The sequence below is a fragment of the Kitasatospora sp. NBC_01300 genome (assembly GCF_041435235.1).
Classification (GTDB): Bacteria; Actinomycetota; Actinomycetes; order Streptomycetales; family Streptomycetaceae; genus Kitasatospora.
Map to the genome: position 1 here is coordinate 1,932,977 of NZ_CP108408.1, position 16,070 is coordinate 1,949,046.

17 protein-coding genes and 1 pseudogene are annotated in these 16,070 nt (G+C 73.4%); 5 read left to right on the forward strand and 13 right to left on the reverse strand.

The window, feature by feature from the left end:
• Positions 1-58: 58 nt before the first annotated feature.
• Positions 59-583, reverse strand: a pseudogene (locus tag OG556_RS08605) (transposase); the annotation flags it as partial.
• Between the two features lie 76 nt (positions 584-659).
• On the opposite strand from OG556_RS08605, the gene OG556_RS08610 reads away from it, so the two are divergent.
• Positions 660-1,688, forward strand: a complete 1,029-nt coding sequence (locus OG556_RS08610; protein WP_371516605.1) for an IS110 family transposase — start codon at positions 660-662, stop codon at positions 1,686-1,688.
• Positions 1,689-1,858: 170 nt separating this feature from the next.
• Positions 1,859-2,641, forward strand: coding sequence for a VOC family protein (locus OG556_RS08615; protein WP_371516606.1), 783 nt, complete (start codon positions 1,859-1,861; stop codon positions 2,639-2,641).
• Positions 2,642-2,716: 75 nt separating this feature from the next.
• Here the strand turns inward: OG556_RS08615 and hisF are convergent, their stop codons facing one another.
• From hisF to hisD, 8 genes are read right to left on the reverse strand one after another with little or no spacing between them, the layout of a single operon-like run.
• Positions 2,717-3,487 carry an imidazole glycerol phosphate synthase subunit HisF gene (gene hisF / locus OG556_RS08620; RefSeq protein ID WP_063347178.1) on the reverse strand — a complete coding sequence of 257 codons (771 nt, stop codon included), beginning with the start codon at positions 3,485-3,487 and terminating at the stop codon, positions 2,717-2,719.
• Positions 3,484-3,915 carry a RidA family protein gene (locus OG556_RS08625; protein ID WP_371516607.1) on the reverse strand — a complete coding sequence of 144 codons (432 nt, stop codon included), beginning with the start codon at positions 3,913-3,915 and terminating at the stop codon, positions 3,484-3,486. Before OG556_RS08625 ends, hisF begins: the two co-directional genes overlap by 4 nt.
• Entirely contained in the window at positions 3,912-4,637 is a 726-nt protein-coding gene (gene priA / locus OG556_RS08630; RefSeq protein ID WP_371516608.1) for a bifunctional 1-(5-phosphoribosyl)-5-((5-phosphoribosylamino)methylideneamino)imidazole-4-carboxamide isomerase/phosphoribosylanthranilate isomerase PriA, read from the reverse strand. The genes OG556_RS08625 and priA overlap by 4 nt, the downstream gene beginning before the upstream one ends.
• 19 nt (positions 4,638-4,656) lie before the next feature.
• Complete coding sequence (hisH, locus tag OG556_RS08635) at positions 4,657-5,292, reverse strand: imidazole glycerol phosphate synthase subunit HisH (RefSeq protein ID WP_350885738.1); 636 nt, start codon at positions 5,290-5,292, stop codon at positions 4,657-4,659.
• A 29-nt stretch (positions 5,293-5,321) separates the two neighbouring features.
• Positions 5,322-5,474: a hypothetical protein gene (locus OG556_RS08640; protein ID WP_350885740.1), complete on the reverse strand. Its 153-nt coding sequence runs from the start codon at positions 5,472-5,474 to the stop codon at positions 5,322-5,324.
• Positions 5,471-6,064, reverse strand: a complete 594-nt coding sequence (hisB, locus tag OG556_RS08645; RefSeq protein ID WP_350885742.1) for an imidazoleglycerol-phosphate dehydratase HisB — start codon at positions 6,062-6,064, stop codon at positions 5,471-5,473. The genes OG556_RS08640 and hisB overlap by 4 nt, the downstream gene beginning before the upstream one ends.
• 5 nt (positions 6,065-6,069) lie before the next feature.
• A complete protein-coding gene (locus tag OG556_RS08650) occupies positions 6,070-7,170 on the reverse strand; it encodes a histidinol-phosphate transaminase (protein ID WP_363582829.1) in 1,101 nt (366 codons plus the stop codon).
• Positions 7,171-7,223: 53 nt separating this feature from the next.
• On the reverse strand, positions 7,224-8,531 hold the full coding sequence (gene hisD / locus OG556_RS08655) for a histidinol dehydrogenase (protein WP_371516609.1): 1,308 nt from the start codon (positions 8,529-8,531) through the stop codon (positions 7,224-7,226).
• A gap of 91 nt (positions 8,532-8,622) precedes the next feature.
• Between hisD and OG556_RS08660 the strand changes: the two genes are divergently transcribed.
• The 3 genes from OG556_RS08660 (at position 8,623) to ybaK (ending at position 11,625) form a co-directional block, all read left to right on the forward strand.
• Positions 8,623-10,200 carry an oxidoreductase gene (locus OG556_RS08660; protein ID WP_371516610.1) on the forward strand — a complete coding sequence of 526 codons (1,578 nt, stop codon included), beginning with the start codon at positions 8,623-8,625 and terminating at the stop codon, positions 10,198-10,200.
• A gap of 83 nt (positions 10,201-10,283) precedes the next feature.
• Positions 10,284-11,012, forward strand: a complete 729-nt coding sequence (locus OG556_RS08665; RefSeq protein ID WP_363582835.1) for an LON peptidase substrate-binding domain-containing protein — start codon at positions 10,284-10,286, stop codon at positions 11,010-11,012.
• A 118-nt stretch (positions 11,013-11,130) separates the two neighbouring features.
• On the forward strand, positions 11,131-11,625 hold the full coding sequence (gene ybaK / locus OG556_RS08670) for a Cys-tRNA(Pro) deacylase (protein ID WP_371516611.1): 495 nt from the start codon (positions 11,131-11,133) through the stop codon (positions 11,623-11,625).
• A 45-nt stretch (positions 11,626-11,670) separates the two neighbouring features.
• Here ybaK and OG556_RS08675 read toward each other — a convergent pair whose 3' ends face one another.
• The 4 genes from OG556_RS08675 to OG556_RS08690 form a co-directional block, all read right to left on the reverse strand.
• Entirely contained in the window at positions 11,671-12,528 is an 858-nt protein-coding gene (locus tag OG556_RS08675) for a hypothetical protein (protein ID WP_371516612.1), read from the reverse strand.
• Positions 12,529-12,648: 120 nt separating this feature from the next.
• On the reverse strand, positions 12,649-13,464 hold the full coding sequence (locus OG556_RS08680; RefSeq protein ID WP_063347189.1) for an ABC transporter permease: 816 nt from the start codon (positions 13,462-13,464) through the stop codon (positions 12,649-12,651).
• On the reverse strand, positions 13,461-14,459 hold the full coding sequence (locus OG556_RS08685) for an ABC transporter ATP-binding protein (RefSeq protein ID WP_371516613.1): 999 nt from the start codon (positions 14,457-14,459) through the stop codon (positions 13,461-13,463). Before OG556_RS08685 ends, OG556_RS08680 begins: the two co-directional genes overlap by 4 nt.
• A gap of 102 nt (positions 14,460-14,561) precedes the next feature.
• Positions 14,562-16,037 (reverse strand): NYN domain-containing protein, encoded by a 1,476-nt coding sequence (locus tag OG556_RS08690; protein WP_371516614.1) that lies wholly within the window; start codon positions 16,035-16,037, stop codon positions 14,562-14,564.
• Between the last annotated feature and the right edge of the window lie 33 nt (positions 16,038-16,070).

Here is a 16,070-nt window from a genome sequence, read left to right on the forward strand (position 1 = left end):
GGGCGTGCGTGATCTGGTTCAGGGTGGCGGTGCGGGCCTTGACGGCGGAGCGGGCCGCGTTGTGCAGGGCGCGTATGCCGGCGACGGTGTCGTCCTTGGGGGCGGCGTCGGCCCGGCCGGACAGGGCCGCGCGGGCAGCGACGTAGGCGTCGATGGGGTCGGACTTGCTGATCCGGCGGCGTTCGGCCCGATCGGGCCGGTTGACCTCCACCACGGCCAGGCCGGCGCGGCGGGCGGTTCGGGTGAAGCCGGCGCCGTAGGAGGATGTGCCCTCCACGCCGACCGCGCTCACAGTGCCGTGGGCGGTCAGGAACGCGATCGCGGCGCTGTAGCCGGCGGCGGTGATGGGGAACTCGGCGTCGGCGAGGTGGCCGCCGCGGTCGGTGATCACCGCGAGGTGGATCGCGTCGGCGTGGGAGTCCACCCCGCCGAACACCGTTTGGTCCGTGGCGCCGGGGTGCCGGTTCCTGTCCAGGGTGTCGGTTGGCACGGGCCCGCAGTGCTCCATGCCGCCCACGGGCTGGCTCTCTAATAGCGTGCCGCCGTCGGCCGACACCCGTGCGGTGTGGCTCGACAGAGGCATGGACGTGACACCACTTCAAGTCAGGATGCCCACCGCCGTCCACCTCCCGTCGCTTCGAGCGCAAGGCCGGCTGCCCGTGATCCTCATCGGTATCGACCCGCACAAGTCCTCCCACACCGCCGTCGCCGTCGACGCCTCCGGCCACCAACTGGCCCAGCGCCGCTTCGTCGTCAACGCTGGCACGTTCCGCCAGCTCATGTCCTGGTACGAGAAGTGGCCCGAGCGGCGCTTCGCCGTCGAAGGCGCACTCGGCCGATCCCTCGCCCAGCAGCTCGCGGCTGCCGACGAGCCCGTGGTCGACGTGCCGTCCACGCTGTCCGCTCGGGCGTGGCCGTTGAGCACCGGCGGCAACCACAAGACCGATGAGACCGACGCCCGCCACGTCGCCCAGGTCGCCCTGTTCCGCCCGGACCTGCGGGAGGTCGCGGCCGAGAACCAGTCCACGGTGCTGCGGCTGCTGACCGAACGGCGCGACGACCTGGTCCACGAGCGCACCCGTGTGCTCAACCGGCTGCACGCGGTCCTTCGCGGCCTTCTGCCCGGAGGCGTGGCCACCGGCCTGTCCGCCGACAAGGCCGCCGCCGCGATGAAGCGCATCCGCCCCGTCACCGCGACCGACAACCGCCGCCGCGACATAGCCCGCGACCTGCTCGCCGACCTGCGACGCCTGGATCGCCTCGTCAAGGACAACGAGGCCCAGATGCGCGACGCGCTGGCCGCGACCCGCACCACCCTCACCAGCCTGCCCGGGCTGGGCACCGTGCTGGCCGCCAAGGTCCTCGGCCACGTCGGCGACATCACCCGATTTCCCACCGAGCACCACTTTGCCAGCTACACCGGCAGCGCGCCCCTGGACGCCTCCAGCGGCAACAACGTCCGCCACCGGCTCAACACCGGCGGCAACCGTGCCCTGAACTCGGTCCTGCACGTGATCGCTGTCGTCCAGATTCGCGACGGCGGCCGCGGCCAGGAGTACTACCAGCGCAAGATCGCCGAAGGAAAGACCCCGTCCGAGGCCCGCCGAGCCCTCAAACGGCGCCTGTCCAACGTGGTCTACCGGATCATGAAACGCGACCATCGCACCCAACTTGCCGCAGCTGCTTGACACACAGAGGCGCTATAAGGTCATGCTCCACCCGGCCGGGGCCATTGAGAGAGGGCCCCGGCTGCGGATGTCAGTGGTCGGGTGCAGACTCGCAGAGGGTCGGGGAGGGTGCGTGCGCGCGCCCGACGGAGCCGGCCTGGTCACGTCTTCCGTCGAAGGGGCACCACCTCATGCTCACCACCGACTTTCCGGCCGGCGCGCCCTGCTGGATCGACCTCGGCAGCCCGGACATCCCCGCCACGGCCGAGTTCTACGGCAAGGTCTTCGGCTGGACGTTCCAGTCCGGCGGCCCGGAGGCGGGCGGCTACGGCTTCTTCCAGCTGGGCGGCAGGACGGTCGGCGCCGTCGGCCCGCTCGACGAGGGTGACCAGCCGACCTGGACGACGTACTTCCGTACGGCCGACGTGAACGCCACCGCGCAGGCCGCCGAGCAGGCGGGCGGTTCGGTCCTGGTCCCGCCGATGGACGTCATGGGCGAGGGGTGGTTCGCCCAGTTCGCCGACCCGCAGGGGGCCAGGTTCGCGGTCTGGCAGCCGGGTACGACCACCGGCCTGGACGTGGTGTCGGAGGACGGCGCGCTGGTCTGGTCCGAGCTGCACACTTCGGACCAGAGCGCCGGGTTCGGCTTCTACCAGGCGCTGTTCGGCTGGCGGGTGGAGAAGTTCGAGCCGGCTCCGGGCATGGACTACCGGGTGATCTCGACCTCCGAGGGCGACCAGCAGGCCACGGCCTTCGGCGGCATCGCCCCGACGATGCAGCCGGGCCAGCCCTCCGCCTGGACGCCGTACTTCGCCGCCGACGACGTGGACGCGGTGATCGCGAAGGCGACGGCGTCCGGCGGCTCGGTGCTGATGCCCGCCGAGAGCGTGCCGAACGTGGGCCGGCTGGCCTGGCTGGCGGATCCGCACGGCACGCCGTTCGCGCTGATCAAGGGCGAGCCGCGGGAAGCGTGAGACGGAAGGCCTGAGAGCGCGGAAGGGCCCGCCGTTCCGAAGCCGGAGCGGCGGGCCCTCAAGCCGTACGGACGGTCACCGCACCGGGTGCCCGGCCTCCCGCAGCGCGTCCTTGACCTGCCCGATCCGCAGGTCCCCGAAGTGGAAGACGCTCGCGGCGAGCACCGCGTCCGCTCCCGCCTCGACGGCCGGCGCGAAGTCGGCCAGCTTGCCGGCGCCGCCGGAGGCGATGACGGGCACGGAGACGGTCTTGCGGACGGCCCGGATCATCTCCAGGTCGTACCCGTCCTTGGTGCCGTCGGCGTCCATCGAGTTGAGCAGGATCTCGCCGGCGCCGAGTTCGGCCGCGCGCCCGGCCCATTCGACGGCGTCGAGGCCGGTGCCCTTGCGCCCGCCGTGGGTGGTGACCTCGTACCCGGACGCGGTCTCGGTGCCGGGGGGGCAGCGCCGGGCGTCCACGGACAGCACCAGGACCTGCCGCCCGAACCGCTGGGCGATCTCGCGGACCAGTTCCGGCCGGGCGATGGCGGCGGTGTTGACGCCGACCTTGTCGGCGCCGGCCCGCAGCAGCTTGTCGACGTCCTCGACGGCGCGGATGCCGCCGCCGACGGTGAGTGGGATGAAGACCTGTTCGGCGGTGCGGCGGACCACGTCGTAGGTGGTTTCCCGGTCGCCGGAGGAGGCGGTGATGTCGAGGAAGGTCAACTCGTCGGCGCCCTCGGCGTCGTAGAGCTTGGCCATCTCGACCGGGTCGCCGGCGTCGCGCAGGTTCTGGAAGTTGACGCCCTTGACCACCCGCCCGGCGTCGACGTCCAGGCAGGGGATGACACGTACGGCGAGGGTCACGGCTGTTTGCCTTCCAGGGTCTTTGCCAGCCCGGATCGATAGGCGTCGAGCTCGATCTCGACCATCATCCGGGAGTCGATCAGCCCGTCGACCACCACCATGGTGGCCACCGGGCGGGCGGCGTCGAAGAGTTGGTGGTGGGCGCGGCCCACCTCGTCGGCGTCGCGGACGTGGGTGATGTACATCCGGGTGCGGACCACGTCGTCCGCCGTCAGACCGTACGCGGCAAGGGCGTTGAGCCCGACGCCGAACGCGGCGAGGGTCTGCCGGAAGGGGTCTCCCTCGTGCTCGATCCGGCCGTCCACCCAGGCGGTGGAGCCGGCCACGTGCACGTGGTCCCCCGCGGCGACCGCCCGCGAGTAGCCGAACTGGTCCTCCCAGGGGGAGGATCCGCCGACCCTGCCACGCACGATCCGACGTTCCGTCATCCTGAAACCGCCTCCAGGGCCTCTTCGAGGGTGAACTTCTGCTCGTAGAGTGCCTTGCCCACGATGGCGCCCTCGACACCCGCACCGACCAGGCCGGAGATGGCGCGCAGGTCGTCGAGCGAGGAGACGCCGCCGGAGGCGACGACGGGGCGGTCGGTGGCGGCGCAGACGTCGCGCAGCAGCTGCAGGTTGGGGCCGGTCAGGGTGCCGTCCCGGTTGACGTCGGTGACGACGTAGCGGGCGCAGCCCTCCTGGTTGAGCCGCTCCAGCACCTCGAAGAGCTGGCCGCCGTCGCGGGTCCAGCCGCGGCCGCGCAGGGTGGTGCCGACGACGTCCAGGCCGACGGCGATCTTGTCGCCGTGCTCGGCGATGGCCTTGGCGACCCACTCGGAGGCTTCCAGGGCGGCGGTGCCGAGGTTGACCCGGGTGCAGCCGGTGGCGAGCGCGTTGGCGAGCGACTCGTCGTCGCGGATGCCGCCGGACAGCTCGACCTTGATGTCGAGGCGGCCGGTGACCTCGCGCAGCAGCTCGTAGTTGGTGCCGGTGCCGAAGGCGGCGTCGAGGTCGACCAGGTGCAGCCACTCGGCGCCGGCGTTCTGCCAGGCGAGGGCGGCGGCGAGGGGTTCGCCGAAGGAGGTCTCGGTGCCGGACGCGCCCTTGACCAGGCGGACGGCCTGGCCGTCCCGGACGTCGACGGCGGGAAGCAGTTCGAGGCGGCTCATAGTCACAACTCTTCCAAGCTCAGAGGGTGTTGACCCAGTTGGTCAGGAGGGCGGCGCCGGCGTCGCCGGACTTCTCGGGGTGGAACTGGGTGGCCCAGAGCGGGCCGTTCTCGATGGCGGCGACGAAGGGCTGCCCGTGGGTGGCCCAGGTGACGAGCGGGGCGTGGATCCGTGCGCTGTGGGTCTCCAGCTCCCAGTGCCGCACACCGTAGGAGTGCACGAAGTAGAAGCGGGTCTGCGGGTCGAGGCCGGCGAACATCCGGCTGCCCTCGGGCACGTCCACGGTGTTCCAGCCCATGTGCGGGATGACGGGGGCGTCCAGCGGCTCGACGACGCCGGGCCACTCGTCGCAGCCGGCCGTCTCCACGCCGTGCTCGACCCCCTTCTCGAAGAGGATCTGCATGCCGACGCAGATGCCCATGACGGGGCGGCCCCCGGCGAGCCGGCGGCCGATGATCCAGTCGCCCCGGACGGACTTCAGGCCGCGCATGCAGGCCTCGAAGGCGCCGACGCCGGGGACGAGCAGGCCGTCCGCGTTCATCGCGGTGTCGTAGTCGGAGGTGACGGTGACGTCCGCCCCGGTCCGTTCGAGCGCGCGCTGCGCGGAGCGGAGGTTGCCCGACCCGTAGTCCAGGACGACGACGTTCTTGCCCATGTTCAGGTGTCCAGTCTCTCTACGTGTGGCTAGAGGCGCATGATGCCGGAGGCCAGGCACATGACCGAGCCGAACGCGAGCACCAGGATGACGCCCTTGGGCAGCTTCTGCTTCCAGAACGAGATCACGCCGCCGGCCAGGAAGAGGCCGACGAAGATGAGGGCGAGGGCTGCCTTGCTCACAGTGCACCCTTGGTCGAGGGGAGGATTCCGGCCGCGCGCGGGTCGCGCTCGGCGGCGTAGCGCAGGGCTCGGGCCAGCGCCTTGAACTGGCATTCCACGATGTGGTGGGCGTTGCGCCCGTACGGCACGTGGACGTGCAGGGCGATCTGCGCCTGGGCCACGAAGGACTCCAGGATGTGCCGGGTCATCGTGGTGTCGTACGAGCCGATCATCGGCGCCATGCGCTCGGGCTCGGTGTGCACCAGGTACGGCCGGCCGGAGAGGTCCACGGTGACCTGGGCGAGCGACTCGTCCAGCGGCACCGTGCAGTTGCCGAAGCGGTAGATGCCGACCTTGTCGCCGAGCGCCTGCTTGAAGGCGGCGCCGAGCGCGAGGGCGGTGTCCTCGATGGTGTGGTGGGTGTCGATGTGCAGGTCGCCGTCGGTCTTGACGGTGAGGTCGAAGAGACCGTGGCGGCCGAGCTGGTCGAGCATGTGGTCGTAGAACCCGACGCCCGTGGAGATGTCGGTCTTCCCGGTGCCGTCGAGGTCGATCTCGACCAGGACCGCGGTCTCCTTGGTGGTGCGTTCGACGCGTCCGATGCGGGACATACGGGTTACAGCTCCTTGATCACGGTGCGGACGGCGTCCAGGAAGGCGTCGTTCTCGGCGGGCGTGCCGGCGGTGACGCGCAGCCACCCGGGGACGCCGTTGTCACGGACCAGGACGCCCTGGTCGAGGATGGCCTGCCAGACGGCGTGGGTGTCGGCGAAGCGGCCGAACTGGACGAAGTTGGCGTCCGAGTCGGTGACCTCCAGCCCGAGCCCGCGCAGCGCGTCGACCAGCCGGTCGCGCTCCTCCTTGAGCCGTCCGACGTACCCGAGCAGGGTGTCGGTGTGCTCCAGGCAGGCCAGCGCGGTGGCCTGGGTGACGGACGACAGGTGGTACGGCAGGCGGACCAGCTGCACCGCGTCCACCACGGCCGGGTCGGCGGCCAGGTAGCCCAGGCGCAGCCCGGCCGCGCCGAAGGCCTTGGACATGGTGCGGGAGACCACCAGGTTGGGGCGGCCCTCGATGAGCGGCAGCAGCGAGGCCCGGTGCGAGAACTCGACGTAGGCCTCGTCGACGACGACCAGGCTGGGCCCGGCGGCCTGTGCGGCCTCGTAGAGCCTCAGCACGGTGTCGGCGGCGACGGCGGTGCCGGTCGGGTTGTTCGGCGAGCAGATGAAGACCACGTTCGGCCGGTGCTCGGCGATCGCGCCGAGGGCGGCGTCCAGGTCGATGGTGAAGTCGTCGTTGCGCGGGCCGGAGATCCACTCGGTGCCGGTGCCCCGGGAGATCAGCGCGTGCATCGAGTAGGAGGGCTCGAAGCCGAGCGCGCTGCGGCCGGGGCCGCCGAAGGTCTGCAGCAGCTGCTGGAGCACCTCGTTGGAGCCGTTGGCGGCCCAGACCTGCTGCCGGGTGACGGCGAAGCCGGTGGTCCGGCCGAGGTACGCGGCGAGGCCTTCGCGCAGTTCGACGGCGTCCCGGTCGGGGTAGCGGTTGAGGTTGCGGGCGGCCTCGGCGACGCGCTCGGCGATCCGGGCGACCAGCTCCTCGGGGAGCGGGTACGGGTTCTCGTTGGTGTTCAGCTGGACGGGCACGTCCAGCTGCGGCGCACCGTACGGGGACTGGCCGCGCAGCTCGTCGCGGATGGGGAGGTCGTCGATCCGAGTCACCCGCGTCGCACCAACCTCAGAAGTAACAGGAGTCACAGAAGGAGTAGCAGCAGTCACGATCCCGGCACCGTCCAGTCGAAGCGCGCCTTGATCGCGTCGCCGTGCCCGGGCAGGTCCTCGGCGTTGGCGAGGTTGACCACGTGCGCGGCGACGTCCGCGAGCGCGTCCCGGTCGTACTCGACGACCTGGACGCCACGCAGGAAGGTCTGCACGGACAGGCCCGAGGAGTGGCAGGCGCAGCCGCCGGTGGGCAGCACGTGGTTGGAGCCGGCCGCGTAGTCGCCCAGCGAGACCGGGGTCCAGCGGCCGATGAAGACGGCGCCCGCGTTGACGACCCTGGCGGCCGCCGCGTGCGGGTCCCGGGTCTGGATCTCCAGGTGCTCGGCCGCGTAGGCGTTGACCACGGTGAGGCCCTGCTCCAGGTCGTCGACCAGGATGATCCCGGACTGCCGGCCGCCCAGCGCCTCGGCGACCCGCTCGCTGTGCTTGGTCCTGGCGACCTGGACGGCGAGTTCCGCCTCGACCGCGTCGGCCAGCGCCGGCGAGTCGGTGACGAGCACCGAGCCGGAGGTCGGTCCGTGCTCGGCCTGGCTGATCAGGTCGGCGGCCACGTCGGACGGCAGCGCGCTGTCGTCGGCGAGGACGGCGATCTCGGTCGGGCCGGCCTCCGAGTCGATGCCGATCCGGCCGGCGAAGAAGCGCTTGGCGGCGGCCACGTAGATGTTGCCGGGGCCGGTGACCATGTTGACCGGCGCGCACTCCTCGGTGCCCAGCGCGAACATCGCCACGGCCTGGGCGCCGCCGACGGAGTACACCTCGTCCACGCCGAGCAGCGCGCAGGCCGCCAGGATGGTCGGGTGGACGCGCCCGCCGAACGCCTTCTGCGGCGGGGACGTCACGGCGATGCCCTGGACGCCCGCCTCCTGGGCCGGCACCACGTTCATCACCACGGAGGACGGGTAGACGGCCAGCCCGCCCGGCACGTACAGGCCGACGCGCTCCACGGGCACCCAGCGCTGGGTGACGGTGCCGCCCGGCACCACCTTGGTGGTGTGCTCGGTGCGGCGCTGGTCGGCGTGCACGGCGCGGGCCCGGCGGATCGACTCCTCCAGCGCGGCCCGCACCTTCGGGTCCAGCGTCTCCAGGGCCTCGGTGAGCTGCTCGGCCGGGACGCGGGTCGACTCCAGCCGGACGCCGTCGAAGCGCTCGGTGATCTCGATCACGGCCGCGACCCCGCGATGGCGTACGTCCTCGGCGATCGGCCGCACCTTCTCCAGGGCGGCCGCCACGTCGAACTCGGCACGGGGCAGCAGGTCACGCGGGTCGTCCAGCGAGCCGCGGAGGTCGATTCGAGAGATCACGCCACCCAGTGTAAGGAGTGGCCGGAACCCCTGGCCCCGCATTTCAGTCCGTGATACGAAAGGCGAGACGACCGGGGGGACGGGGAAAAGCATGCTGGAGCACGCCCCGGAGGGCTGGACCGACACGGAGCGTGAGCTCTGGGAGGCCTTCCGTCGCGGCAACGTCTTCGACCGGCGCAGTGGCGACGCCGCCGCCGACGACCCCTTCGGGGACGCCGTCTGGGGCCCCGGGCGGACCGTCCGGGCCAAGGTCCTCGCCCATCTGCTGCTGGCCGGCCCGGCCGCCGCCACCGGGCGGGTCGCCTCGCTGCGGCTCACCGGTGTGCTGGTCACCGGCGCGCTCAACCTGGCCGGCGGCGCCATCGGCCACTACGTCGAGCTCCGCGAGTGCCGCTTCGAGCGCAAGATCCTCATCTCGGAGGCCTCGGCCTCCACGCTGCGCTTCGTCACCTGTCTGATCCCCCGCCTGGAGGCCTCCCGGCTCACCACCACCGGCGACCTCCACCTGGCCCGCTGCCGGATACCCGAGGGCGTACGGCTCACCGACGCCAAGGTCGGCACCGACCTGCTGCTCAACCAGACCGTCCTGGGCGGCGACCGCTACGGCCGCGCGCTGTCCGCCGACGGCCTGGCCGTCCACCAGGACTTCGAGGCCGAACGCGTGGACGTGGAAGGCGAGTTGAGCCTGCGCACGGCCCGGATAGGCGGCCGGCTGTCGCTGCGCGGCGCCCAACTGCACGCCGTCCCGCAGAACCGCACCTGCCTCAACGCCGTCCGGCTCACCGTCGGCCACACCCTCTACCTGACCAGCTCCGCCGACGGCGGCTGGTTCGGCTCCCGCAGCTACTACGGCTCCGGCTACGGCCAGAACCCGCCGCCCGGCGCCCCCAGCACCCCGTTCCGCGCCTTCGGCCGGGTCCGGCTCTCCGACGCCCGATTCGAGAGCGCCTGCCTGATCTCCGGCGAGTTCCACCTGGAGGGTGACGACGAGCTCTCGTTGCGCCGCATCCACACCCCCGAGCTGCGGTTCACCTGCCGGGTCCGCCCCACCGGCACCGTCTCGCTCTCCCGCGCCCGGGTCGGCAACCTCGTCGACACCCCGGACGCCTGGCCGCGCGGCCGCCACCTGGGCCTGACCGGCTTCGTCTACGAGGTGCTGCGCCCCGTCGGGCCCTTCAGCGTCCAGCAGCGGATCGCCTGGCTGGAGGGCTCCTCGGTGGACTTCCAGCCCGAGTCCTACGAGCAGCTCGCCGCCGCCCTGCGCCGCGACGGCGCCGACGACGACGCCCGCGAGGTGCTGTACGCCAAGCAGCGCCGCCGCCACCGGACCCTCCCGCTGCCCGCCCGGATCTGGGGCCGGGTCCAGGACGCCACCGTCGGCTACGGCTACCGCCCCGGCCGGGCCGGCCTGTGGCTGCTGCTCGCCTGGGCGCTGGGCAGCGTGTGGTTCGCCACCCACCCGCTGGAGCCGCTGAAGGCCGACGAGCACCCGCACTGGAACCCGGTGCTGTACACCTTCAGCCAGCTCGTCCCGGTCGTCGAGCTCGGCCAGCAGGGCTGGAACCCCGGGGGCCTCAGCCAGTACGTCTCCGCCGGGCTGGTGATCGTCGGCTGGCTGCTCGCCACCACCGTCGTGGCCGGCGCCACCCGCATGCTGCAACGGGGCTGACCACCCCGGCGGGCCGCCCTCGGGCCCGCCGTCGGGCACAACCCCGACGCGCCGCGACCGCGCGGGGAACTACGCTGTCCGCCGTGACAGAACGGCTCCCGCTCTTCCCGCTGAACAACGTGCTCTACCCGGGCCTCGTGCTGCCCCTGAACGTCTTCGAGGAGCGTTACCGCCGTCTCGTCGCCGACCTGCTCCAACTACCGGCCGACACGCCGCGCCGCTTCGGCGTGCTCGCCATCAAGGACGGCCGCGAGGTCGCCCCGGTCCGCCCCGACGAGGGCCCGGCCGGGCCGCTCGACGGCCTCGGCACCGCCACCGGGGACCCGCTGGAGGCGATGTTCCACATCGGCTGCGTCGCCGACGTCGCCTCCGTCCAGGAGCAGCCCGACGGCCGCTACGAGCTGCTGGTCACCGGCACCACCCGGTTCCGGCTCCGCTCGGCGGACGTCTCCGGCCCGTACCTGACCGGCGAGGCCGAGCTCGTCGAGGAACAGCCCGGCGAAGGCTCCGGCGCCCTCGCCGCCGAGGTCGAGCGGGCCTTCCGGGTCTACCAGAAGCGCCTCGCCGGGGCCCGCGAGGCCAGCACCGTCGGACGCCAGGAGCTCCCGGACGACCCGCAGGTGCTCTCCTACCTGGTCGCCGCCGCCTCGGTGTTCGAGACCCCGGTCAAGCAGCAGCTGCTGGCCTGCCCCGACACCGCCCAGCGGCTGCGCACCGAGCTCGACCTGCTGCGCCGCGAGAGCTCCGTGCTCAGCTGGCTGCCGTCGCTGCCCGCGGTCGACCTCACCCGCCAGTCGTTCAGCCCCAACTGATCCGGGAAGCCCGCACGCTGGCCCGGGAAACCCGCACGCGGACCCGGGAAGCCCGCACGTAATCCGGGAAACCCGCACGCTGATCCGGAAAACCCACACGGCGAAGAAGGAGCCCCACATGGCGAAGAAGGCGAAGAAGGGCGGACAGGGCACCCCCGCCACCGTCGCCCTGGAGTCCGCCGCCGTCCCGTTCACCGTGCACGCCTACGAGCACGACCCGGCCGCCGCCTCCTACGGCGGCGAGGCCGCCGAGGCCCTGGGCGTCGCCGCCGAGCGGGTCTTCAAGACCCTGGTCGCCGACGTGGACGGCGTGCTCACCGTCGGCGTGGTCCCGGTCGTCGGGCAGCTCGACCTCAAGGCCCTCGCCGCCGCCGTCGGCGGCAAGCGCGCCGCCATGGCCGATCCGGCCGCCGCCGAGCGCAGCAGCGGTTACGTCCTGGGCGGCATCTCCCCGCTCGGCCAGCGCCGCCCGCTGCGGACGGTGGTCGACGCCAGCGCGCTCGCCCATCCCACCGTCTACGTCTCCGGCGGGCGCCGCGGCCTGGAGGTCGAACTCGCCCCGGCCGACCTGGTCACCCTGACCGGCGCCCGCACCGCACCGATCGCCCGCTGACCCCGGCCGACGGGCCCACCCGCGGGTGGGCCCGGGCCCACCCGGTCAGCCCTGCCCGCGCTCCCCCGGCCGCGCGGCGCCCTGCGGCCTCGCACCGTCGTCCGCCCGAGCACCGTCGTCCGCCCGCACAGTGCCGTCCGCCCGCGCAGCGCTGTCCGGGAGAGCACCGTCCTCCGGCCGCACAGCGCCGTCCGCAGGGGCCTGCGGCGCAGCCGCCCCGTACGGCCCGGCCCAGTACGGCGGCGGGTCCTCCTCGCGCTTGCCGAACGTCGCCGACAGCGCCAGCAGCACCACCATCGCCGCCATCGGCCACACCAGCAGCGCCCCCAGCGCGCCGAGGTCGATGCTCGCGTCGAAGTGCCCGCCGTTGCCGACCCGCCGTGCTTCGGCGATCAGGTCGTTGCTGGGGCCGAGCCACCGTCCGAGCCGCCAGGCGCCGACCGAGCCGAGCAGTCCGCCGACCACCAGTCCGAGCGCGACCGCGATGCCGCCGCCGCGCTGCCGGGTGGCCAGGAAGGCCCCGAGCGCGGTCAGGAGGCCGGCGCCGAGCGCGATCAGGGCGAAGACCGCGTCGGCCCCCGCCCGCTGCTCGCCCTCGGGGTCGGCGTAGAGGATGCGGTCGCCGTCGACGACCAGCGGCACCTTGGGCGCGAGCCAGACCCACAGCCCCGCCATCACCAGTCCGACCGCGATGCAGGCCAGTACCGTGCCCGCGCCGAGCCGCAGCTCGGGCAGCAGCCGCTCCTTGAGCGTGGGGCCCGGCGACTGCGCGACCACGAGGCCGTCCGGCGGCGGGGTCCCGGCGTCGGGGGCGGGCGGCGGCGCGTACGGATCGGGGGTGATGTCCGGCACCGCGTCCGCGTCGGCGCGGGTGGGGTCCGGAGGCGTGTTCGGTACGGTCACGGACCCCATCGTTTCACGATCGCGGCCGGGACGAGCCGTCGCCCGTGCCTCCCGGAACCCGAGCCCCGTACCTCGCGGAGCCGGACCCCGGCGGACCCCGGACGACCCCCGGGACGCCCCCTACCGGGAGACGGCCCGCCGGTAGGCCCAGGTGGCGATCGCCAGCGACACCACGCCGACGCCCGCGCAGACGGCGAGGTCGCCCGCGATCAGCGCCCAGTCCGGGTCGGGTTCGAAGGTCCGGGCGAAGGCCTCGACGCCGTACGTGGAGGGCAGCAGGTCGCGCAGCCACAGGACGGGCTGCGGGAGGTGGTCGACGGGCAGCACGCCGAGCAGCAGCGCCGCCGACATGCCGAGCTGCCCGAGCATGGTGGCGATCTCCTGGCGGGGCGCGAGCAGCCCGCAGGCGGCCCCGAGCCCGGACAGGGCGGCCCCGGCGAGCGGGACGACGGCCAGCAGCACCCACAGCTGCCCGAGCGGCAGCCCGAACATCACGGCGCCGAAGGCCGCGGTGAGGACCGTCCCGGGCAGCGTGAACGAGGCGTAGGCGGCGGCCGCGCCGAGCACCACCGAGGCGGCGGGTACGGGCAGCGTCGCGTAGTGGTCGAGTCCGCCGGTGGCCCGCAGCTTCCCGAAGTACTGGGCGAGCAGGTTGAGGGCGACGAACGCCACCACCAGCACGCTGGAGCCGGCGACCACGGACCGCGCGGCCGAGGTCTGCCCGGCGTCCACCACGCCCCGCATCATCACGAGGATGCCGACGGACTGGAAGGTGGCGACGAACAGCAGCGGGATCCGCGCCACCCGGGCCCGGGCGAGCTGGGCCCGGTAGACGGCGGCGAGGGCGGGCAGCAGCCGGGCCGCGGGGGCGAGCGGGGCGGGGGTGCCGCCGGTCGCGGGGGCGGTGGCCTGCGGCGGCACCGAGAGCAGCGTCACTTGGCCAGTCCTCCGTGGCGGCCCCCGAGCTTGAGGTAGGCGTCCTCAAGGCTCGGGGTGGCGAGGGTGAAGTCGTCGAGGGCGGCGAAGGCCGGGCCGGTGGTGACGGCGGCGACCAGTTCGCGGGCCTGTTCGGGGGTGGTGCGGACGGTCCAGCGGCGGCCGGTGCGTTCGGCCCGTTCGGCGAGTGCGGCGACGGCGGGGACGGCGAGCGGCGCCTCGTCCCGCCAGACCAGGTCGAGCCGGACGTCGCCGTCGACGAGGGCCTTGAGTCCGCCGGGGGTGTCGCAGGCGATGACCCGCCCGTCGTCGATGACGGCGACCCGGTCGAGCACGGTCTCGGCCTCGATGACGTTGTGGGTGACGAGCAGGACGGTGGCGCCGCGTTCGGTGCGGCGCCGGTCGACGGCGGTCCAGACGGCCCGCCGGGCGACGGGGTCCATGCCGGTGGTGGGTTCGTCGAGGACGAGCAGCGGCCGTTCCCCGACGAGGGCGGCGGCGACGCAGGCGAGCCGGCGCTGGCCGCCGGAGAGCTTGGCGAGCGGCCGCTGGGCGAGGGGTTCGAGCCCGAGTTCGGTGAGGACGTCGGCGGCTTCGGCGCGGGCCCGGGCCCGGGTGAGGCCGCGCAGCCGTCCGGTGGTCTCGGCGGCGAGCGCGACGGTCAGTTCGTCGAGGGCGCTGGATTCCTGGCCGAGGTAGCCGAGCAGCCGGGCGGCCCGTTCGGGGTGGCGGACGATGTCGTGGCCGAGGAGTTCGACGGATCCGGAGTCCGGCCGCAGCAGGCCGGTGAGCTGGCGGACGAGGGTGGACTTGCCGGCCCCGTTGGGTCCGAGCAGTCCGAAGATCTCGCCCTGGCGGACGGTGAGGCTGATTCCGTCGTTGGCCCGGATCTCGGTGGCACCGGCTCCGCGCCCGGTGCGATAGGTCCTCACGAGGTCGCGCACGGCGACGCACGGCGGGGTGTTCTGGGGTGCTCGCCCTGCCGACTCGTTCACGACCGAAGACTTTACGCGTTCGCACGGGCGAACCGGACAAGGGGGCCTGATCACCGAAAACCGGCGCGCGGCCCGCCGGGTCCAACCCGGGCCGTGCGCCCGTCAGTCGTCCACGACGACCATCGATCCGCCGGGCACCCGGACCGCCAGTTCCTTCCAGAATCCGGCCCGGATGGCGTAGCGGTCGTGTTCGTCGATCTGGTCGTCCTTGTGCGCGAGCAGTCCGAAGCGGGCGGCGTAGCGGAGGAGTTCGCCGTCGACCCGGTGCGGGATGCGGGGGTAGTCGGGCCAGAGCACGGTGAGCCGTTCGACGTCGCCCAGTCGGTCGCTCCAGCGGCGGGCGAAGACCTGGCCGACTTCGTGGGCGTCGCCGCCGATGGAGGTGATGTCCTCCTCGCGGTCGGCCCAGCGCTGTTCGGCGGTGGTGAGGTGGGCGAGGGTGGGGAGGCTGTCGCCGGCGGTGACGGCGGGTTCGGGGGCGGGGCGGTCGACCCAGCCGCGGTCGGAGGACCAGCGCAGGACGGGGCCGGCCTGTCCGGCGGCGCCCGTCGAGCCGACGGCCTGCCCGTTGGTGCCGTGCCCGTTCGCCTGCCCGTTCAGGAGCCCGTTGGCGCCGTGTCCGTTGGCGCCGTGCCCGTTGACGAGCCCGTTGCCGCCGTGGCCGTTCGCGAGTCCGGTGCCGCCGTGCCCGTTGACGGCCGAGGCGACGGCGGGGGTGCGCCCGGCGAGGTCCTTGGGGGTGGGGACGACCTTGAGAGCGGCGGCCGGCTGGGGCCGCCCCGCCGCTGGAACCGCCCCTGGAACCGCCCCTGGGACGGCCCCGACGGCGGAGGCCCCGACGGCAGCGGGCACGGCGGCAGCGGGCACGGCGGCCGGCGCGACGGCGGCCGGCTGGACGACCGGGGGCGCCACGACCGGCGCCGCGGCGGGTGCCACCACGGGCGGGCCGACGGGCGGACCGACGGGCGGGGCGGCGAGGATCTTGGCGATCTCCTGGCGGGCGCCGGGCGCGGGGAAGACGCTGGCGTTCTCCCGGAGGCTGAAGGAGCCCTCGATCCACTCCCGGTCGAGCACTCTTCGCTCGTCGGCCTCGCCGACCAGGTCCTCGGACTGGTTGAAGTCGCCGTCGGCGGCCTGGAGCGCCCACAGGTGGACGGCCACGCCGTGTTCCTTGGCGGTCATCATGCCGGGCAGCAGGTCCCCGTCGCCGGTGATCAGGACGACGTCGGCGCAGGCCCGGTTGCGGGCGAGTTCGGAGAGTTCGGCGTGCATGGCGGCGTCCACGCCCTTCTGCACCCAGCGCCCTTCGGCGCGGGTGAGGGCGCCGAGCCGCACGGTGACGCGGGGCAGGACGCGCAGCCGGCGGTGTTCGGGCATCGGGCGCCGGTCGGGGGCGGCGTCGAACCAGTAGATGCGCAGCAGCGGCAGTCCGGTCTCGGCCTCGGCGCGTTCGCGCAGCGCGGTGATCAGCGCGGTGTGGTCGACGGTGACTCTGGAACGGGATGGGTCACCGGCGAGCAGGCTGGCGGCGGCGCCCAGCAGGTATCCGGCATCCACCAGGACGACACAGCGGTCCATCGCGCACCTCTTTCCACTCGCCCTCGTGTTGGG

Excerpts from the sequence above, each read along its gene's own strand:
- OG556_RS08690 (WP_371516614.1), bottom strand. The coding sequence starts at position 16,037 with ATGGACCGCTGTGTCGTCCTGGTGGATGCCGGATACCTGCTGGGCGCC.
- OG556_RS08660 (WP_371516610.1), top strand. The coding sequence starts at position 8,623 with ATGCTGGAGCACGCCCCGGAGGGCTGGACCGACACGGAGCGTGAGCTC.
- ybaK (WP_371516611.1), top strand. The coding sequence starts at position 11,131 with ATGGCGAAGAAGGCGAAGAAGGGCGGACAGGGCACCCCCGCCACCGTC.
- priA (WP_371516608.1), bottom strand. The coding sequence starts at position 4,637 with ATGAGCCGCCTCGAACTGCTTCCCGCCGTCGACGTCCGGGACGGCCAG.
- OG556_RS08615 (WP_371516606.1), top strand. The coding sequence starts at position 1,859 with ATGCTCACCACCGACTTTCCGGCCGGCGCGCCCTGCTGGATCGACCTC.
- hisB (WP_350885742.1), bottom strand. The coding sequence starts at position 6,064 with ATGTCCCGCATCGGACGCGTCGAACGCACCACCAAGGAGACCGCGGTC.
- OG556_RS08625 (WP_371516607.1), bottom strand. The coding sequence starts at position 3,915 with ATGACGGAACGTCGGATCGTGCGTGGCAGGGTCGGCGGATCCTCCCCC.
- hisH (WP_350885738.1), bottom strand. The coding sequence starts at position 5,292 with ATGGGCAAGAACGTCGTCGTCCTGGACTACGGGTCGGGCAACCTCCGC.